Origin of the sequence: Mesotoga sp. Brook.08.YT.4.2.5.2., from assembly GCF_003351125.1 — a bacterium.
GTDB lineage: Bacteria > Thermotogota > Thermotogae > Petrotogales > Kosmotogaceae > Mesotoga.
In genome coordinates this window covers 24,885-43,670 of sequence record NZ_JPGZ01000042.1, presented here as the reverse complement: position 1 = coordinate 43,670, position 18,786 = coordinate 24,885, and the positions used below count along the sequence as shown (strand labels likewise).

The 18,786-nt window shown below is 45.6% G+C and carries 17 protein-coding genes and 2 tRNA genes; 13 read left to right on the top strand and 6 right to left on the bottom strand.

What is annotated here, in order from left to right:
* Positions 1 to 5: 5 nt before the first annotated feature.
* The 6 genes from gcvH to Q502_RS14450 all read left to right on the top strand — a co-directional run bounded on the left by gcvH (position 6) and on the right by Q502_RS14450 (position 5,237).
* Complete coding sequence (gene gcvH / locus Q502_RS11595) at positions 6 to 377, top strand: glycine cleavage system protein GcvH (protein ID WP_099830406.1); 372 nt, start codon at positions 6 to 8, stop codon at positions 375 to 377.
* Position 378: 1 nt separating this feature from the next.
* Positions 379 to 1,725 (top strand): aminomethyl-transferring glycine dehydrogenase subunit GcvPA, encoded by a 1,347-nt coding sequence (gene gcvPA / locus Q502_RS11590; protein WP_099830405.1) that lies wholly within the window; start codon positions 379 to 381, stop codon positions 1,723 to 1,725.
* A complete protein-coding gene (gene gcvPB, locus Q502_RS11585) occupies positions 1,722 to 3,170 on the top strand; it encodes an aminomethyl-transferring glycine dehydrogenase subunit GcvPB (protein WP_099830404.1) in 1,449 nt (482 codons plus the stop codon). The genes gcvPA and gcvPB overlap by 4 nt, the downstream gene beginning before the upstream one ends.
* Before the next feature lie 43 nt (positions 3,171 to 3,213).
* Positions 3,214 to 3,290, top strand: a tRNA-Thr gene (locus tag Q502_RS11580).
* Between the two features lie 294 nt (positions 3,291 to 3,584).
* Positions 3,585 to 4,985 (top strand): PAS domain S-box protein, encoded by a 1,401-nt coding sequence (locus tag Q502_RS11575; RefSeq protein WP_099830403.1) that lies wholly within the window; start codon positions 3,585 to 3,587, stop codon positions 4,983 to 4,985.
* A gap of 153 nt (positions 4,986 to 5,138) precedes the next feature.
* Positions 5,139 to 5,237, top strand: coding sequence for an ATP-binding protein (locus tag Q502_RS14450; protein WP_308410403.1), 99 nt, complete (start codon positions 5,139 to 5,141; stop codon positions 5,235 to 5,237).
* Positions 5,238 to 5,301: 64 nt separating this feature from the next.
* Here Q502_RS14450 and Q502_RS11565 read toward each other — a convergent pair whose 3' ends face one another.
* From Q502_RS11565 to yajC, 6 genes are all read right to left on the bottom strand, one after another.
* Positions 5,302 to 7,011, bottom strand: coding sequence for an NAD+ synthase (locus Q502_RS11565; RefSeq protein ID WP_099830402.1), 1,710 nt, complete (start codon positions 7,009 to 7,011; stop codon positions 5,302 to 5,304).
* Positions 7,008 to 7,910 (bottom strand): phosphatidylserine/phosphatidylglycerophosphate/cardiolipin synthase family protein, encoded by a 903-nt coding sequence (locus tag Q502_RS11560; protein WP_099830401.1) that lies wholly within the window; start codon positions 7,908 to 7,910, stop codon positions 7,008 to 7,010. The genes Q502_RS11565 and Q502_RS11560 overlap by 4 nt, the downstream gene beginning before the upstream one ends.
* A 44-nt stretch (positions 7,911 to 7,954) precedes the next feature.
* A tRNA-Ala gene (locus Q502_RS11555) sits at positions 7,955 to 8,030 on the bottom strand.
* Between the two features lie 54 nt (positions 8,031 to 8,084).
* Entirely contained in the window at positions 8,085 to 9,005 is a 921-nt protein-coding gene (gene secF / locus Q502_RS11550) for a protein translocase subunit SecF (protein WP_099830400.1), read from the bottom strand.
* Positions 9,002 to 10,453 carry a protein translocase subunit SecD gene (gene secD, locus Q502_RS11545; RefSeq protein WP_258553714.1) on the bottom strand — a complete coding sequence of 484 codons (1,452 nt, stop codon included), beginning with the start codon at positions 10,451 to 10,453 and terminating at the stop codon, positions 9,002 to 9,004. The genes secF and secD overlap by 4 nt, the downstream gene beginning before the upstream one ends.
* Before the next feature lie 120 nt (positions 10,454 to 10,573).
* Positions 10,574 to 10,963, bottom strand: a complete 390-nt coding sequence (gene yajC / locus Q502_RS11540) for a preprotein translocase subunit YajC (protein ID WP_099830398.1) — start codon at positions 10,961 to 10,963, stop codon at positions 10,574 to 10,576.
* 154 nt (positions 10,964 to 11,117) lie between these two features.
* Here yajC and frr point away from each other — a divergent pair, with 154 nt between their 5' ends.
* The 7 genes from frr to mutL are packed head-to-tail and all read left to right on the top strand — an operon-like array spanning position 11,118 to position 18,786.
* The gene (gene frr, locus Q502_RS11535; RefSeq protein WP_180977903.1) at positions 11,118 to 11,675 is read left to right on the top strand and encodes a ribosome recycling factor; all 558 of its coding nucleotides are present in this window, start codon (positions 11,118 to 11,120) and stop codon (positions 11,673 to 11,675) included.
* Complete coding sequence (uppS, locus tag Q502_RS11530) at positions 11,675 to 12,358, top strand: polyprenyl diphosphate synthase (RefSeq protein ID WP_099830396.1); 684 nt, start codon at positions 11,675 to 11,677, stop codon at positions 12,356 to 12,358. Before frr ends, uppS begins: the two co-directional genes overlap by 1 nt.
* A complete protein-coding gene (locus tag Q502_RS11525) occupies positions 12,358 to 13,212 on the top strand; it encodes a phosphatidate cytidylyltransferase (RefSeq protein WP_099830395.1) in 855 nt (284 codons plus the stop codon). Before uppS ends, Q502_RS11525 begins: the two co-directional genes overlap by 1 nt.
* 12 nt (positions 13,213 to 13,224) lie before the next feature.
* Positions 13,225 to 15,834, top strand: coding sequence for an alanine--tRNA ligase (alaS, locus tag Q502_RS11520; RefSeq protein WP_099830394.1), 2,610 nt, complete (start codon positions 13,225 to 13,227; stop codon positions 15,832 to 15,834).
* The gene (locus Q502_RS11515) at positions 15,821 to 16,237 is read left to right on the top strand and encodes a Mini-ribonuclease 3 (protein WP_099830393.1); all 417 of its coding nucleotides are present in this window, start codon (positions 15,821 to 15,823) and stop codon (positions 16,235 to 16,237) included. The genes alaS and Q502_RS11515 overlap by 14 nt, the downstream gene beginning before the upstream one ends.
* The gene (gene rlmB / locus Q502_RS11510; RefSeq protein WP_099830392.1) at positions 16,237 to 16,980 is read left to right on the top strand and encodes a 23S rRNA (guanosine(2251)-2'-O)-methyltransferase RlmB; all 744 of its coding nucleotides are present in this window, start codon (positions 16,237 to 16,239) and stop codon (positions 16,978 to 16,980) included. The genes Q502_RS11515 and rlmB overlap by 1 nt, the downstream gene beginning before the upstream one ends.
* Positions 16,981 to 16,989: 9 nt before the next feature.
* Positions 16,990 to 18,786 carry a DNA mismatch repair endonuclease MutL gene (gene mutL, locus Q502_RS11505; protein WP_099830391.1) on the top strand — a complete coding sequence of 599 codons (1,797 nt, stop codon included), beginning with the start codon at positions 16,990 to 16,992 and terminating at the stop codon, positions 18,784 to 18,786.

Here is an 18,786-nt window from a genome sequence, read left to right as displayed (position 1 = left end):
TTGTAATGAAGAAGTTCGCGGCAACTCACGAATGGGTATCGATTGAAGGAAAGGTAGCAACAGTTGGTATTTCAGATCACGCTCAAGACCATCTGGGTGACATTGTGTATGTAGACCTTCCCGAAGTAGGCAAGTCTCTTAAGAAGGGCGATGTCTTCTGCACGATAGAGTCTGTAAAAGCGGCAAGTGACATCTACGCTCCCGTAAGTGGGAAAATCGTTGAGGTGAATGAGGAGCTTGATTCCTCACCCGAGAAGATTAACGATGATGCCGAAGGAGAAGGCTGGATAGTGAGAATTGAAGTTGCAGATGAATCGGAACTTGACAGTCTGATGGACTTGGAGGCGTATAAGAAGCACTGTGAAGAGGAGGGCTAATATGCCTGAGTTTTCTTATCTGCCCCAGACCAACAAGGATGTCGAGGAAATGCTGGAGGTAGTTGGCGTCAAGAGCGTTTCGGAGCTTTTCAAGGATATCCCCGATAAGTTTGATGTCGATATCTCAATACCCGAAAGCAAGGATGAATTCAGTGTACTCAGAGATCTGAAAGAACTTAGTGAGAAAAACATAACGCTTGAGGACCTGTCCGTCTTCAGAGGGGCCGGTGTGTACAAACACTTCGTTCCAAGCGTGGTTCAGGCGATCGCATCGAGAGGCGAGTTTCTCACCGCATATACACCTTACCAGGCAGAAGTCTCACAGGGGACTCTTCAGATGCTGTTTGAATTCCAGACGATGATCTGCGAGCTAACAGGAATGGATGTAGCAAATTCATCTATGTACGATGGCGCAAGCGCAGCTGCAGAAGCCGCGCTGATGGCTGTTAGGGTAAGAGGGGGTCAGAAGGTTCTGGTTTCGGGGTCACTTCATCCCGAGTATATAGATACGATCAAGACCTACTGTTTTGGCAGTGACATAAGCGTTGAAACCGTTGCTTTCGATTCCGAAACAGGACAGGTGGATTTTGCCGATCTAGAAAAGAAACTCACCGAGGATACTTCCGGTTTTGTGCTGGGCTACCCAAACTTCTTCGGAATAATCGAGAACATTTCGGAGGTTCGAACCAAAATCGGCGAGAAGACAATGCTTATAGTAAGCGCTGACCCAATCGCTCTCGGAATACTTGAAGCTCCCGGAAAGCTTGGAGCCGATATTGTTGTGGGAGAAGGTCAATCGTTGGGCAATTCTCCTTCATTTGGCGGACCGGGTCTAGGCTTCTTCGCGTCAAAAGAGAGCTATATAAGAAAGATGCCCGGAAGAATTATCGGAGAGACAAAAGACAGTGATGGACGCGCAGGGTATGTCATGGTTCTCCAGACCCGGGAACAACATATCAGAAGAAGTAAGGCCACATCCAACATTTGCTCGAACCATGCATTCAACGCACTGATCGCTTCAATCTACATGAGTATGATAGGTTCTGATGGGATAAGAGAGATCGCGAAAAGATCTTTTGACAAAGCTCATTATTTGGCAGAGAGAATTGGAAGAACAGATCGTGTGCGGCTGGTCTTCACAGGCCCCTTTTTCAACGAATTCGTTGCACAGTTTGACTGTAACTTGAAAGAGTTTAACGAACAGCTACTAGAAGACAAGATATTAGGACCGCTAGAACTGGAAAGGTTTAATGAAGAGATGAAGGGTTATGGGCTTATCTGTACAACAGAAGCTAATCTTAACGAGGAGATTGAGTTTTTTGCCGGCAGACTGGAGGAGATATCATGACGATTTTCGATCTTTCAACTGAAGGAAGAAAGGCCTTTCATCTCCCGAAAGAAGAGAGCTACGGTTATGACCCTTCAGATCTGCTACGTGAGGACTGGTTGAGAGAGAAGAATCCCGGTCTTCCTCAGCTTAGCGAGCTTCAGGTAATCAGGCATTACACCGGACTCTCGGAGAAAAACCACTCAGTTGATACCGGTTTCTATCCTCTTGGATCATGTACAATGAAGTACAATCCAAGGCTCAACGAGAAAGTCGCTGGTCTTGAAGGTTTCAGTCAGATACACCCGTACCAATCTGAAGAGACTGTCCAGGGAGCTTTAGAAGTGATGTTCAACTTACAGAACTCTCTGTGCGAGATCACCGGAATGAGCAACTTCACTCTTCAACCGGCCGCAGGGGCACATGGCGAGCTGGTCGGAATGCTTCTGATGAAAAAATACTTCGAACTGAGGGGTGAAAGCAACAGAAAGAAGGTTATTGTACCTGACTCAGCACATGGGACTAACCCCGCCTCGGCAGTCATGGCAGGCTTTGAGGTCGTCGAAGTACCTTCAGGAAGCAATGGAAGGGTTGCCCTTAATAGCCTTGTTGAGATGCTTGATGAAGACGTAGCAGGAATAATGCTTACCAACCCGAACACAGTGGGCCTTTTTGAAAACGAGATCTGCGAGATTCAGGAGGCCGCGCACAAGAAGGGCGCTTTGCTCTATTATGACGGCGCCAATCTCAATGCGATAATGGGCCACGCGAGGCCAGGCGACATGGGTTTTGATATCGTTCACTTAAACTTGCACAAAACCTTTTCGACACCTCATGGAATGGGAGGCCCCGGAAGCGGCCCTGTGGGAGTGAAGAGCTTTCTTGCAGACTTGCTACCTGTTCCTGTGGTTAATTTTGATGGTCGGAAGTTCTCACTTGATTACAATCTTCCGAATTCAATAGGAAAAGTTAGGAGTTTCTACGGTAATTTCGGTGTTTTACTGAAGGCTTACGCATACATATTATCCATGGGCGGCAATGGTCTCAAGAGAGCTAGCGAGATGGCCGTCTTAAATGCCAACTATCTTCGAGTCAAACTCAACAAGCTCATTCCGACTGCCTATCCCGATATATGCATGCATGAATTCGTTCTGAAAGGCAGCAAGCTTGTATCAGAATATGAAGTGAAGACCCTGGATGTTGCCAAAAGACTCCTAGACTACGGAATACACCCTCCTACAGTCTACTTTCCGCTGATTGTGGATGAAGCATTGATGATAGAACCTACAGAGACTGAGACCAAAGAGGCTCTAGATGCTTTTGCCGATACTTTCGAGAAAATTCTGAAAGAGGCAAAGGAGGATCCCAGCATACTTAAAGCTGCTCCTCAGAAGACAGTTGTCGGAAGACTTGATGAAGCAACTGCTTCAAGAAAGCCAAAGACAAGGTGGAGCAAGGGAACTTGATATTGAAACTTGAAAAGTGCTGTGATATCATAGTTTCAGCAGAGCAGGCGTAGCTTCAATCGGTCGAGCGCCGCCTTGGTAAGGCGGAGGTTGTGAGTTCAAATCTCATCGCCTGCTCCATCTTTATAACCGGACGAAAGTCCGGTTGTTTTTTGAGCATGCGAAAAAGTACTAATTTTGGATCTTATTACAATCTATGCTAGAATGAAAATGTAACTTTCTTTGCGTAGCTATAACCATCCAGTTCTCCTTGTAAGGCTTTGAACGGTATTTGTAAGCAATACGACTGTAACCTCCGGTAAGAACACTGTGAGTCTAGCTCCGTTTACGGTCAGATTTGGCAATTCTTTGCTTTTTTGGGTGGATGTATAGGTACTCTCGCTGTTCGGTGCGTTCTATTCAGGGGTGAAGTCTGTGTTTGATTTCTATTCAAAGCCAAGAATAATCCTGGTGGGAAGAAGCCAGAAGGATGCAAGAAGGTTAATTGAGGCTTTCGATGATCGTTTTGACGTCAGATACGTCGAAGAGGTGTCTGACGAGTTTGGTCGATTTTCAGATGCTATGATCTTTGATTATGTCAGTGAAGACATCATCAATAATCTTCGTGCAGGAACAATTCCATACCTTTGCCTTGTCGGAAGTGAGAAGTCAATAGAGAAGTTCTCCCTGGTACCTGGCGAGTATTTGCTAAAGGGACCGGGTTATCTGCATTATCTTCCCGAAATCGTCTACTCAATGCTTGAAAAGCACCGACTTCAGAAGACTCTGGATTTCGAGCGAGAAAAGTATATGGGACTCGTCAATAGTATGGGATGCGGAATGCTCATCCTTAGAAAGAGAGATGGAAACGTAATCTTCTGTAATAAGGTTGCGCAGAGCCTTCTCGGGTACTCAGAAGAAGAGATCGAGAAGATGAGTATACAGGATCTTTTATACGATGAACCCTTTGCCTTGCAGACTATTCTTGGTAGAGAGAACTTTGACATCGATAGAGAGATCGTAATGCTGACGAAGGCCGGGGGGAAAATCTACGTGATTTTCAACACTTCAGAAATGTTATACGGTGCAGAGAGAGTTGTACAACTAACATTCATGGACGTTTCGAAGCAGAAGAGGGATAGGGAAGAACTAATCTTCCAATGGCGTTTTCTGGACAATGCTGAGGAGATTGCGATAGCCGTTGACGAGAAGGGAAGAATAGTCTATCTGAACAGATTTGCTGCGGAGATTCATGGTTATGATCTTGAGGAAATGATAGGGGACAGTCTCACTTCGTATCTGGTGCAAGACGAGGTAGAAGCAAAGTCCATGCAATTCTCCATTATGAAGTCTGGAAAATGGAAAGGAAGACACCTGCACAAGAGAAAAGACGGTTCCGTATTTACTGTAGAAGAGAAAAGAAGTATGTTGAGAGTCGATGAGAATGTATATGAGCTTGTGATTGGAATTGACGTCACCGAGAGCATCGAGCTTCAGAAACGAGCCAATCTCCATTCACTGCTCCTCAACGGAACGGGAGACCTGGCTGTCGCGACAGACATGGAGAATAGATTGATCTACATGAATGAAGCTGCCGAAGAATACTTCAACACAAAACTCGAAGAAGAACAAGGAAGAAGTTCTAACGAAACGAATTCTAAGACTCTTCGGGCCTTTCTTGAGATGGCTGCATCTAGATCTTCTGAATCATCAGGAGAGAGAATAAGATTCCCCGCCAACAGCAACTCAGAACCCCCAGTTGAGTTCACCAAGAAGATTGTGCGCGATTCCGGCAGAGAGGTAGGCACCATCTTTCTAGGAAGGCAGACGGACTAAGTAATAAGCTGTAACAAAGATTAAGCAATTAATGGTAGTTGCATTTCCCCGCATAAGCGGCCATATTGGTTGAGTCATTCTAGATTCCGAAACCGAGCTACTATGAGTCTTGCCGTTCAAGCACCTCTTCGTGAACGACATCATGACGATTGACTGACAAGCGCAATAATTGACGGACTAGTTCATCATTGCCATCTGATCGTTTTTACGGGAAGAAGTTACAGATTTGAGCACTCTAACATAAGAGGCTAAACAGTTAATCCTGGGTTCTGGATTTTTATCTTGCCAAGTACTGTATTTCCTAGGCCAAAAACATTCAGTAATGATTTGTGATTGGCATTCTCCAGTCTTTCCCAAACGCTCTTTTGGAAACCTTTATCCCAGGAGCGCACTGCTTGCGCTTGTACTCGTTCTTTCTCAACAGTTTCAGCGAATGCTCTACTGTCGACCTTTCGAACCCCTCGAGTACGATCTCCTCCGCTGAGAGACCTTCTTCTATGTGAAACCTGAGGATTTCATCTAGAATCTCATATGGAGGGAGAGTGTCCTGATCCTTCTGACCTTCCTTAAGTTCTGCCGACGGTGCCTTCAAGAATACATTGCTCGGAATGACATCTTTCTCTTCAAGTTCATTCAAGCGTTCTGCGATCATATAGACCTGAGTCTTGTAGAGATCCTTAAGAACCGCAAGTCCACCCGCCATATCTCCGTAGAGAGTTGAGTATCCCGTTGCCATCTCACTCTTGTTGCCTGTTACAAGTACAAGCCATCCAAACTTGTTTGAAAGCGCCATGAGAATGTTTCCCCTGATTCTTGCCTGCAGGTTTTCTTCAGTAACATCTTCCGCTGCATCCTTGAAGGTAGTCTTTAAGGCCTTTAGAGTAGAATCCACTATGCTCTCGATCGGTACCTCAAGGATCTCAATTCCCAGATTCTCTGCAAGCTCCATTGCATCTCTTCTAGACTCATTCGAGGTTATTCGTGAAGGCATGAACACGCCTTTGACATTGTTTTTACCTATCGCCCTTACTGCAAGAGCCGCTACTAGGGAGGAGTCCATTCCTCCACTTAGCCCAAGAACTATCCTCTCGAAGTTGTTCTTCTTCAAGTAGTCTCCTATACCAAGTTCCAAAGCGGCTATCAACTCGTCGCATTTACTCAGTTCTGATTCTCTTCGAACAGCAAGCTCTGAAGCTGTTTCTCTGTATGATGGTTCAACTGTCACTTCTTCGATACTCACGTTCTTGGAGTAGACCTTCCTTTTTCCTTCAAAGAGGTTGTATCTGGTGGAAATATCTGTGTCTATGTCCAGCACAAGCAGATCTTCCTCAAAGGCCCTCCCGACCACCAGCCTTCCGTCTGGCATTGCTACGCAGCTCCTTCCATCGAATACTAGATCATCCTGAGCACCAACCAGGTTACAGTAGGCTATGGTGCTGGAATACTCCATCGCTCTCGTCAGCAGAAGAGAAGACCGGGTTTTATGCTTCTGCGAGGTGAACGGTGAAGCAGATAGATTGAGAATAAGATTCGCTCCCGCAATAGTCTGATCATTTATTGGGCCAGACGGCACCCAGAGGTCCTCGCAAACATTGATCCCAATCTTTGCTTCGCCAAATCTAACGAGAAGCGGGTGTGCTCCTGGAGAGAAGTATCTTCTCTCGTCAAACACAGAGTAATTGGGCAAACTCATCTTTTGATAGACTGATTTGATTTCCCCTCTCTGGAGAATTGCTGCCGCGTTATAGATCTCATTGACGAAGTCAACAAATCCAAGAACGATCATTGCTTTGCTTCTGGCAGTTTGACCCGCGATTTCTTTGAGCACAGCGAAATTCTCTCTTAGAAACCCTGTATTCAGCAAGAGGTCCTCAGGCGGATAACCGGTTATCGTAAGCTCAGGGAATAGAACAATTCCTGAATCAAGCGCTGTCGCCCTGTCGATCGCTTCGATTATCTTCCTTTTGTTTCCATCAAGATCCCCAACCGTCGTGTTTATCTGAGCAAGCGCCGTCCTGACTATCATTTCGAGACCTCCCTGACGTATTCGAAATGGCTTATGAATTGATTTGCAACGTCCCTAGACTCGATTATAACAACTATCTCGCGGTTTTTTCCCCATCCGCTAAGTGATGCGTTGGCCGATCCCGTAATCACGATGTTTCGATCTATTACGAACGTTTTATCGTGAATAGTTATGGAAACACCACGTGATACCTCCATTCCGGTTGTGAGATAGTCTTTGAGCGGAGAATCTTCGTTCCAGCTGTCAACCATCCCAAAAACCCTAACCCCTTTTGAAGCACAGAACTTCAAAGCCGCGAGAATTTTGGGATCTGTAAAAGCGAACATGGCGAATCGGATCTCCTCTTTGGCACTCATCAACTCCTTGATTACTCTCTTGCGCGCTTCTTCAGAAGGGCAGAGAAATAGGGTCATATTTCCGACGCTTGTCACTCCTCTTGAGTCTCCAGTCAGAATCGCCTTGTAGTAATCAAGAAACAGGGAGGCAAGTTTTTCCGACTCAATCATGATGAAGCTATTTGAGTCCTCTCTGAGGCTACCCTCGGTGAAGTTTCCTGTTCCGAAGACCACTATTTGACTATCAACAACGATGAATTTCGAATGAACGAGCGCCGCGGTTGTGTCAGTCATAACCTTAAACTGAGGAGACTTCGCAAAGGTTCTCGAAACAGTGGAATTGTCAATCACAACCGAGACATTGAGACCTTTGATGTATAGGCGGTTGAGGCAGTCAATCACCTCCTGCTCGTCAAGGGAATAACTTACAAGAACCACTTCTTCCTGCGCTCTTTCCAGTATTTCAACTATCCTTTCAATGGCTCTCCCGTCATCGGTGAAAAAAACCGTGGGAAGAGTTACAGCAACCAATAAAATAACAACCGCCAGAAAAAATCTCTTCATACAAATCACCGTAACAAAAAAGCGGAGAACTCACGTTCCCCGCCTGGTGGAGACGAAGGGATTCGAACCCTCGGCCTATACAATGCCATTGTATCGCGCTCCCAACTGCGCTACGTCCCCACTCAAGAAAAATTATACTCTACCAGGTTTCACATTTCAAGAGGTAGACAACGATCAAGCATGCTTTCTGTTCTCGACTCGCTTGAGCCATTCGATAACCACCGGACTGGAGATGTAAAGAGAGGAGTATGTTCCAACTATCACACCAACCAGCATTCCAAATGCAAATGGCCTCAAAACCTCTCCGGAGAATATGAAGAGCGTTAGAACCGCAAGGAACGTCGTCAAAGAGGTATTGATAGACCTGACTATCACATCGTTGATGCTTGTGTTGACTACTGTCTCTATTGTCTTGCCTCTCATCTTCTTGGTGTTTTCTCTGATTCTATCGTAGACTACGATAGTGTCATTCAAAGAGTATCCAACAAGCGTAAGAAGAGATGCTACTACCGGTGCATTGAATTCAATTCCGAAAATACTGTAGAAACCCATTACGATAATCACATCATGTATCAGAGTAATAATCGCGCCAACTCCGAATGAAAACTTGAATCTAATTGTTATATACAACAACAGAAGAGCCATCGACACGATGACTGCAATCCAGGCATACCCTCTGATTTCCTGAGCTGCATAACCGGAGATTGTACTAACAGATAGAATATTACTCTCCGTTACTCCCTCGCTCTCAAGACCGGCCAGGATCTTTGATGTCACCGATTCGTCGCTTTCGCTAGTGTTAACGATTATCGAGAATCTGCTTCTTTGTTCGGAAGAACCTTCTTCAATCAAAGGCCTCTGTTTAATGATTCTAGCTGCGGCAAAGCTTGGGTCCTCTGCACTGAGGAGCTCTCGGATCTCCGCTACGGTCATGTCAATATCGGGAACGGATACGCTGATTTCAATTCCACCAGTGAAATCCACTCCGAAATTGAAGCCCTTGGTAAAGATGAAGACAAGTGAAACAAGAATCAGTACAAGAGAAAGAGCAATGAAGTACTTTCTTTTTCCAACAAAGTCAGCTTTGAAGGTCATCTTGCATCTCTCCCTTCCGTTTCAACTTCGACATAGTGATGAGGCTTCAAGCTTCCCGACATTCCAGTCAAGACCGTTCTCGACACAACGATGTTTGTGAACATGGCGCCTATAACACCGATTATCAAAGTAATAGCGAATCCCTTCACTGTACCCGTTCCAAAGTAGAAGAGAACTAGTCCGGCAAGAATTGTGGTGAGGTTCGCGTCAAAGATCGTCCATACAACTTTCGAAAATGCCGAGTCTATAGCGTTCTCTGGCGTCTTGCCCAGTCTTAGCTCTTCCTTTATCCTCTCAAAGATCAGCACATTTCCATCGACCGTCATTCCTATGGTCAGTACGATACCAGCTATACCGGGTAATGTAAGTATTGAACCGGTCAGCGAAATCATGCCAAACAGGAGGATCGCATTGTACAACAGCGCAAGATCGGCTACGAGACCCATCTTCTTATAGAAGATAACCATGTAGATCATAATAATGAAAATTCCTGCAACCCCCGCCCACAGACTTGCATTGATGATATCTCTGCCGAGAGTAGGAGAGAGAACCCTCTTATTAAAGGATGCAAGATCGACTGGAAGGTTTCCACTTCCGACCAAAATCGACACTTCTCTAGCCTCTTCAATCGAATTCAAACCTTCGATAACTGCGTTACCATCAGAGATTTGAGACTGAACAAGCGGAGCTATAATCACCCTGTCATCCAGTACTATGGCGAGTCTCTTCTTGATGTCTGAATCGGCATAAGTGGACTTCACAGAAGTGATGTCCCTGAAGGTTCGAGCACCGTCTGAACTGAACTTCAAAGAAACCATGAAACGTCCCTGGCCAGGTCTCGGTTGATTATTGACGAGAGCCTTGGCATCGGTGACTACACTTCCGTCTAGTTCAGCATAACTTGAACCTACGCTAATCATTGGACTGATAAAGTACCAGGTATTGTTCTGTACTCCGCCAACATACTCCCCGTAGTGAAGCTCCTTAACCCAGTAAGGTTCGGCTCCCTGAAGTTTCCTCCTGCTAATCTCTAGGGACATACCTGCAGGGATCGAGGGCGTAGAAACCGAGGTCTCGATAGCAAGAACATCGGCAAAGTAGAGTTTACCTGTCTTCCCAACAAGATTCTCCGCTCTCGAAACGTCAGTAATTCCAGGAATTTGGACTCTTACTCTTACCGGCGGAATATCCTCGCCAAATGAGATTCCTGTGGTCACTTTTTCTACGGTTGCCTCTGTGAATCCTGCAGCATCTAGCCTTGCCCTTAAGACTTCAATAACCCTGTCTGCAAGGGCATTCATTTCTGAATCTGACACATCGGTAACCATCTGGTACTCAAGAAGAGCTCCACCCTTTATATCAAGCCCTAACTTGATGTTTGCAGCTAATTTGTCGAGGAAGCTGCTATCGGCTGGCGCACTACCATGTGGTATTAACAGCGGGAGCAATGCTGCAATCAACACCACCATGGTGACGATCAAACGTTTTCGGTTTGCTCTCATACGGACTTTGCCCGAAAGACTCGGACAGACACCCCCTTCCAATATCTACGAATATAACTGAAACTATTACTGCTTAACATTTACGTCGGGTTCTACTTCTTCCTTTTCATTCTCACCCTTGTTCACTACAACGGCGATCGCCTTTCTTGTGACGTCCAGTTCCGTACCGGTGCCGGTCCTGATCCTGAGACTATCCGGTTTTATCATGGTAATCTTCCCGATTATTCCGCCGGCTGTGACGACTTTATCACCAACCTTAAGCTTCTCCATCATCTGCTTGAACTGCTTATCCCTCTTTCTCTGAGGCATAATTATCAAGAAGTAGAAGAAGGCAACCATAAGGACTAGCCAGATAATAATCCCCGAAAAGCCCCCAGTTGAAGCCCCAGCATCCGCCGAAGGAGCCGCTACATCTCCGGCCGGGGCATATGCTATGAAACTAAGGATTGAAAACATTTACATACCTCCTGTCATGGTTAGAGCACCTGTATGATTTTACCAGAATAGACTATCCAATTCAACTAACAAGCCTTTTTGGAGTTCAGTCGCTCATAATACGAAAAGTCTTACATGATATAATTCCGTTGACGAATGGAAGAAAGGGAGGAAGATCATGAATAGCCTGCTAAAAGATGCCGAAAGCAGAATGAAAAAAAGTGTTGAAAAGATCGTTGAAGAGTACGGTCAGATGAGAACGGGTAGACCTTCTCCTGCCCTTCTTGAGTCTGTAAAAGTCGATTATTACGGGGTCCTTACTCCGATCAATCAGATGGCGACAATCACCGTGACTGAAGAAAGATCACTGATTATTAAGCCTTGGGATAAGACCGTTCTCAGTCAGATTGAAAAGGCCATCTTTGCGTCAAAACTAGACCTTACACCAATTAATGATGGAGCAAACATTAAGCTAAATTTCCCTATACCGACAACGGAACAGAGAGAAAAATGGGTGAAGCTCGCAAGAGACAATTCGGAAAAGGGTAAAATAGCGATTCGAAACATTCGAAGGGACGCGATAAAGGAAGCTAGAGATCTTGAGAAGGCTTCTGAAATGACCGAAGATGACCTGAAGAAATTTGAGGAGGATATTCAGGAACTTACGAACAAGTACATAGAAGAAATGGACAAGGCTTTCGAGAAGAAGAGCAAGGAGATCATGGAGTTTTAATGTCCCTTCCCGTTCACGTTGCTTTCATAATGGATGGAAACGGCCGTTGGGCTCAGAGGAGAGGACTCGAGAGAATTGAGGGGCACAAGAAGGGGGCAGAAATTGCAGACTCCGCCTCTCATTGGTGTGCCGATCTCGGTATTAGTTATGTAACTCTCTATGCATTCTCAACGGAAAACTGGAGACGACCCAGGCAAGAAATAGATTTCCTTTTCCAACTGATGCTCATTTACATAAGCAGCAAGCTCGACAATATGCTGGAAGAGGGAGTGAGGATGCGCTTCATTGGAAGATTGAATGAACTCCCTCAGAAACTCAACGAGTTCACAAAAGAAATCGAGAAGAAAACCTCACTGTGCAGGAAACTGAATGTTATAGTTGCTTTGAATTATGGAGGAAGGGCAGAGATTGTCGATTCAGTCAACAGAGTTATTGAGAGCGGAAAGCATAGGGTATCTGAAGAGGATATAGAAGAGAACTTGTATCTCCCCGATGTGCCTGAACCAGACCTGATAATAAGGACTTCTGGGGAAAAGAGAGTAAGCAACTTCTTAACCTGGCAGTCGGTTTACAGCGAGCTCTTCTTCACAAGAACCTTGTGGCCTGATTTCGAGAAAGAGGAATTTGAGAGGATATTGGATGAGTACTCTAAACGCAAGCGAAGGTTTGGTGCATTGAGCTGATGAAGAAGATCTCGGAGACAAATATCAGAATAGTTACGGCTGCAGTTGTGGCACCTTTCGTGGTTCTCTGTTTCGCAAATTACTACTCCTTCATTGGTCTGGTATCTGCCGTTGTTCTCTTTTCGAACTACGAATACTTGAAGTTCAGCCTGAAGGACAGTAATCATCAGACAGTTAGAATTGCCCTGTCAGGTATTATTCCTGCAATAATCGTAATATACGGGATACTGCTTGACAGGTTCAACGATGTTGAAACTTTTGCTCCGAGACCTGAACTGATTTTCGCAGTGGGGGTAATTGCACTTGCGTCTGTGGTGATAGTAACAGTATCCAATGTTAGAAGTGCCAAAGAGATTATTGCCAATTCTGTGTTCTCATTAATCTATGTTGGTTTCGATTTGGCATTTTTCTATCACATCTATCTAGGATTTGGTTCTTCAATGGCCTTGATGGCTCTCACATCGGTGTGGCTCTTCGACACGGGAGCTTATTTCATAGGTAAACGCTTCGGTCGGATCAGAATATCTCCAAGTTATAGCCCTAAGAAAAGTCTCGAAGGTGTAATCGGAGGATATGTTACCACGCTTCTCTTCATGCTGCTTTTCGTCTCTATGAGTAAGCTCGTAGGACTCTACAACGGACCCGATCTCGGGATACCCCATTTCATGGTTCTGGCGGTTGTTGTATCCGTATTTGGCACTATTGGAGACATTGTGGAGTCGTCTTTCAAGAGGTATCACGGCGTTAAAGATTCCGGTAATCTACTTCCCGGCCATGGTGGTATGCTAGATCGAATAGATGGTGTTCTTTTTGTAACACCCATGTTCTATATATTCCTTACTCTTTTGACTTAAGGGGGCTAACCAATGAAATTCATGACCGGAGCTGAGATAAGGGAGAGTTATCTCAACTTCTTTGAATCGAAGGGCCACAAAAGAATACAGAGTGCTTCTCTTATCCCTAACGATCCACAACTGATGTTCACTGTTGCCGGTATGGTTCCTTTCAAACCAATCTTCTGGGGAAAAGTCGAAGCCACATACAAGAGAGTCACAACTTGTCAAAAGTGTGTGAGAACCAACGATATTGAAAATGTTGGTAGAACTCCCAGACATCAGACTTTTTTTGAAATGCTTGGAAACTTCTCGTTTGGAGATTATTTTAAGAGAGAAGCAATAAAGTGGGGCTGGGAGTTCGTTACGGAGCATTTGGCTCTACCGGATGAGCTCCTATGGGTTTCGATTTACCTAGATGACGATGAAGCGTTCTCAATATGGAGAGATGAAGTCGGAGTCCCCGAGAAGAAGATTGTTAGGCTTGGGAAGGCGGATAATTGGTGGGGACCAGCCGGCCCTTCGGGTCCTTGTGGACCTGATTCAGAGATTTTCATAGACAGGGGTTACGGAAACAACTGCCCTGATCCCGAAAACTGCAGTCCTGCTTGTGACTGCGGAAGATTCCTTGAATTCTGGAATCTTGTATTTACTGAGTTTAACCAGGATGAGGAAGGAAATCTCTCCTATCTAGAAAGAAAGAATATCGATACCGGATTCGGGCTTGAACGAGCTGCCTCGATTCTTCAGAATGTCGACTCAAACTTCGATACTGATCTGTTCATACCCATAATCAGGAAGATAGAAGAGCTTCTGGGAGTCAAGTACAAGGAGAAGGAAATCTCCGATGTCTCGATCAAAGTTATCGCAGATCATGCGAGATCAATTGCATTCATGGTTTCCGACGGAGTCTTACCTTCCAATGAGGGAAGGGGTTACGTGCTCAGGAGAGTCCTAAGGAGGGCTGTGAGGCACAGTTCTTTACTTGGCTACGATTCTCCATTTCTTTACAGAATAGTGGAGACGGTCGCTGAACAGATGGGGAACGTATATCCAGAGCTAAAAGACCGGCTTTCGTTTACGCAGGAAATCATAATGAAAGAGGAGGAGAGATTTCTTTCAACGCTGCTGAACGGCGAGAAGAGGCTTAAATCAATTCTAGTAGATAAGAAGGAACTGTCTGGCTCCGAGTTGTTCATTCTTCACGACACTTATGGATTTCCACTGGAACTTGTCGAAGAGATCGTTGCAGATACCGGCGTTACACTAGACAAAGAAGGTTATGAAAGAGAAATGAAGTTGCAAAGGGAGAGGGCAAGAGAGGCGTTGGGAGACAGGAAATATCTGGGAAACATCGAGGTCTACTCCAGTATCTTTCCAACGACCGGCAATTCAAAATTCACAGGTTACTCGAGACTTGAAGACAGATCGACCATAGTCGCGATTTTAAAGGACGGCGATGCCGTGGAAGCCCTTGAAGAAGGAGAGACTGGAGACGTCATCCTTGAAAAGACTCCCTTCTATCCCGAAAGAGGCGGGCAGGTAACGGACACCGGGCTTATCGAGACCGAGACAGCACTGGCTAGAGTTGAGAGTGTGTTCATTCCTTATCAAGAGATGATAGTCCACAGAATTTCAGTCGAAGAAGGAACGCTGCGGGTGAAGGATCAAGCCAGGCTAATTGTAGACACAGACCGAAGAAAAGCAATAATGAGAAATCACACCGCCACTCACTTGCTGCACGCAGCTCTCAGAAAAATCATAGGAGGCCACATTCATCAGTCTGGTTCACTGGTTCTACCTGACAGATTGCGCTTCGATTTCTCACACTTCCAGTCTTTGTCAACCGATGAGATAAATAAAGTGGAGAACATGGTTAACGAAGAGATCCTCAAAGCAAAACCAGTCGAAAAAGCAGAGAAGAGCTTCGATGAAATAAAGGGTGAAGACGTAATGGCCCTCTTTGAAGAAAAGTACGGCGACAAGGTTCGAGTAATCACTGTAGAGGGATTCAGCAGAGAACTGTGCGGAGGAACTCATGTAAACAACACCGGAGAAATCGGCCTCTTCAAGATTCTTTCGGAGACCTCCGTAGCGGCCGGAACAAGGAGAATTGAGGCAATAACCGGAACCACTTCGCTCGAATATTTTCGCAATCTTTTCAACAGACAGAAGACGATCAGAGAAGTACTTGAAGTTCCTGAGGATGTAATAATTCAGCGGCTTCAGGGCATACTCGACGAACTTAGGTCGGGAGGCCAGGAGATTGTCAGATTAAAAGAGAAGCTACTTTCAGGCGATGCACTAATGAAAGATAAGAGAATGACGGTCAAAGGCGTCAATCTGCTTATCAGAAGAGTAGAGAACGCGCCGTCCAGCGCTTTGAGAAACGGTGCAGATGTCCTCCTCAGCAAGGAAAATGGCGGCATAGTTATTATCTTCAATGAACTGGAAGATTCTATTTCTTTCGTCGTGAAGGTCGAGAAGAAACTTACTGACAGGTTCAAGGCAGGAGAAATCGCAAAGAAGATAGCCCACGACCTGGGAGGAGGAGGAGGAGGCAGGCCAGACTTCGCCCAGGCAGGTGGAAAGGATGTTTCAAAATTGGAAGCCATCATAGACAGGATCGATGAATACCTTTAATAATGAGTTTGACGATGCCTCCTTAGGCAGCCTCTTTGACGTCTCAGCCGCTCCCGACAAGCTTTCCCTTGACAGTCTTGCCTTTGTGGGAGATGCAGTGTACACTCTTTACTTCAGATTGAGGACTCTCCCGCAGGCGCATCGGAGGGCAGGTCATCAGCACAATATTGTGAAAGACTATGTAAGCGCTCCCGGTCAGAAAAAGGCTCTCGAAGAAATCGAAGGACTTCTCGATGAAGAGGAGAGGAAGATCGTCAGACGGGGTTACAATTCAAGAGGCTCGAAAAAACATGGGGACGACGAGGATTATAGAATGGCTACCGCTCTCGAGGTCCTTATTGGTCATCTATTCCTTGAGGGAAGAGTCAAAAGGATAAAAGATCTGCTCGAAAGGGTGATTTAATGTATCTCCATGGCAGAAATGTTCTGAAAGAACTGCTTGGAATCGACTCGTCACTACTGAGAATCAAACGAATACTCTTTACCAATCAGAGGAATGTCGATTCTCAGTTGCTTGAACTTGCCAACGAAGCGAAAGCTAAGGGGTTTAAAATAGAAGAGATGCCCCCGGAAAAACTCGCAAATCTCTGCCGAGAGAAGAAGCACCAGGGAGTGGTGATTGATCTCAAGGAGTTCTCATACGTGGATTCCGAAGAAATGCTCGATAATCTTGAAGAACAGAACACAGCAACCATTGTGCTTTTAGACCAGATCCAGGACCCACATAATCTTGGAGCGATTATCAGGACTTCGGTTGCGGTCGGGGCCGATGCCATTGCAATCACTTCAAGCAACTCTGCAGAAATTACTCCGGCAGTCGTAAAGGTCTCTGCAGGACTTGCCTTTAGTATCCCGGTAATCAAGATAGTCAATATGGCGCAATTTGAGAAATCTCTCAAAGAAAGAGGATTCTGGATATACGCTTCAGATATGGACGGAATCCCTTATTACGAAAACGAATATTCTGACAAATCGGCGATAATCTTCGGAAATGAGGGAAAAGGAGTCAGGCGGTTGGTGAAAGAGAGAAGCGACGTTCTCATTTCGATTCCCATGGAGAGAACGGTAGATTCACTGAATGTCGCTGCCGCTGCGGCTATTATCTTATTCGACAGACGACGCCAGCTCGCCGTACGAGGAGAGTGAACAAAACTAATGAGAATACGCGAACTGTCGTCCGATGTTGTTAGGAAGATTGCCGCAGGTGAAGTCGTAACGGGATGCTTTTCCGTAGTGAAAGAACTGGTGGAAAACAGTATAGATGCCGGTGCAACGGCTATTGAAATCGAGATCAAATCGGGCGGAAAAGAATACATAATGGTAAGAGACAACGGAAGAGGGATGACCAGAGAAGAAGCAAGCGTTGCTATTCTGCCTCATACTACCAGCAAGATTGTCTCCATAGATGATCTCGATACTCTTCTCACATTCGGCTTCCGGGGAGAGGCCCTTTCAACGATAGCCTCGGTGTCGCGCATGCGGCTGTCAACCGTCTCAGATACAGAGGAACTTGGGGTGGCTCTCGACATTGCCGGAGGCGATATCATAGGAGAGAAACCTCTCAGCGGTTCAAATGGAACTGCGGTCGAAGTCTACGATCTTCTCTATAACACGCCCGCCAGAAGGAAGTTCTTGAAATCCGCTTCAATTGAAGGCCGAATGGTAACTGAGATGGTTCAGAGGTTCATACTCGCATTCGACAAGATCGATTTCACTTATTCTCGGGATTCTCAAGTGATATTCGATACAAGGGGCCTTGAATCGGTCGAGGCCAGAGCTGCACTTATCTATCCAGGGCTTTCTGAAAAAGACTTGATACCAGTTTCGGAAAGCTCAGCAGAAATAAAGATACGGGGTTTTGTTACACTTCCAAATCGCACAAGAAAGAATAGAATGGGTGAAAACATCTTCGTGAACGGTAGATATGTGAGGCAGTTCGAACTGAATTATGCTCTCGAGAGGGGTTACGGAGAGACTCTTCAAAAGGGGAATTTTCCTTTTGCAGTTCTCTTTATCGATATCGATCCTCACGAAGTCGATGTTAACATCCATCCACAGAAGCTCGAAGTGAAATTTGCGTCTACTTCATCCGTTCTGGATCAAGTGAAGAGAGCTGTACGGTCTGCCGTTAAAGGCGCCGGTCATTTCACAATCGATGTGGTTCATAGCGAAGAGAGCACCGCCGGAAGATCGGTTGAACGGAGAGATATCTCAGACATTGATCAGGAGCATTTAATAAGGGATCGCGGAATAAAACACTCCTGGAGGAACCAGAGAGTCTTCGATAACAGTGCGAGCGACACTTATGCGAAGTCCAGACTAGATCGTCACCTTTTCAGATCATTCACTCCCGCTGAAGAGCGCGAACAATCAGCAACCAAAGAAAAGAGTGTGGGAGCAAAAGCTAGCTTCATCGGCGTTTTCGGAGAACGGTATTTGATTGCGGAATTCGAGGACGGTCTCTTGTTGATCGATCAGCACGCCGCTCATGAGAGGATCATTTTCGAGGCTCTCAAAGAAAGCAAGAAGATCTCCCCTCAGAATCTTCTCATGCCGCTTGAGCTGAATCTCGAGAGGTCCAAAATGGATCTGATTATCGCGAGAGAGGAAGCGTTGAAGAAACTTGGGTTCACTTTCAATTTCGGCAATGATAAAATCATAATGGTATCCATTCCTCAAGTCATTAAGACGGAGGGTGCAATAGAGACTCTCGAGGAAATTCTAGATGAGATGAGGTTGGAAGGTCTTGAAACTCCCGAGAGGGTTTTCGATAATCTGTTAGCCTCAATCGCGTGCAAAGCGGCAATTAGGACTGGAAACAGACTTGACATAGGGCAGGCTGAAGTTCTCTTTGAAGAGTTGAAGAAGAAGAATCTTCTTGTATGCCCCCATGGAAGACCGATATCCATGGTAATAAGGCTGGAGGATCTGGACAGATACTTCTCCAGATAG

Excerpts from the sequence above, each read along its gene's own strand:
- yajC (WP_099830398.1), bottom strand. The coding sequence starts at position 10,963 with ATGTTTTCAATCCTTAGTTTCATAGCATATGCCCCGGCCGGAGATGTA.
- gcvPB (WP_099830404.1), top strand. The coding sequence starts at position 1,722 with ATGACGATTTTCGATCTTTCAACTGAAGGAAGAAAGGCCTTTCATCTC.
- Q502_RS11565 (WP_099830402.1), bottom strand. The coding sequence starts at position 7,011 with ATGATAGTCAGGACGGCGCTTGCTCAGATAAACACGACGGTTGGGGAT.
- gcvPA (WP_099830405.1), top strand. The coding sequence starts at position 379 with ATGCCTGAGTTTTCTTATCTGCCCCAGACCAACAAGGATGTCGAGGAA.
- uppS (WP_099830396.1), top strand. The coding sequence starts at position 11,675 with ATGTCCCTTCCCGTTCACGTTGCTTTCATAATGGATGGAAACGGCCGT.
- Q502_RS11525 (WP_099830395.1), top strand. The coding sequence starts at position 12,358 with ATGAAGAAGATCTCGGAGACAAATATCAGAATAGTTACGGCTGCAGTT.
- alaS (WP_099830394.1), top strand. The coding sequence starts at position 13,225 with ATGAAATTCATGACCGGAGCTGAGATAAGGGAGAGTTATCTCAACTTC.
- secF (WP_099830400.1), bottom strand. The coding sequence starts at position 9,005 with ATGACCTTCAAAGCTGACTTTGTTGGAAAAAGAAAGTACTTCATTGCT.
- Q502_RS11515 (WP_099830393.1), top strand. The coding sequence starts at position 15,821 with ATGAATACCTTTAATAATGAGTTTGACGATGCCTCCTTAGGCAGCCTC.
- rlmB (WP_099830392.1), top strand. The coding sequence starts at position 16,237 with ATGTATCTCCATGGCAGAAATGTTCTGAAAGAACTGCTTGGAATCGAC.
- mutL (WP_099830391.1), top strand. The coding sequence starts at position 16,990 with ATGAGAATACGCGAACTGTCGTCCGATGTTGTTAGGAAGATTGCCGCA.
- Q502_RS11560 (WP_099830401.1), bottom strand. The coding sequence starts at position 7,910 with ATGAAGAGATTTTTTCTGGCGGTTGTTATTTTATTGGTTGCTGTAACT.
- gcvH (WP_099830406.1), top strand. The coding sequence starts at position 6 with ATGAAGAAGTTCGCGGCAACTCACGAATGGGTATCGATTGAAGGAAAG.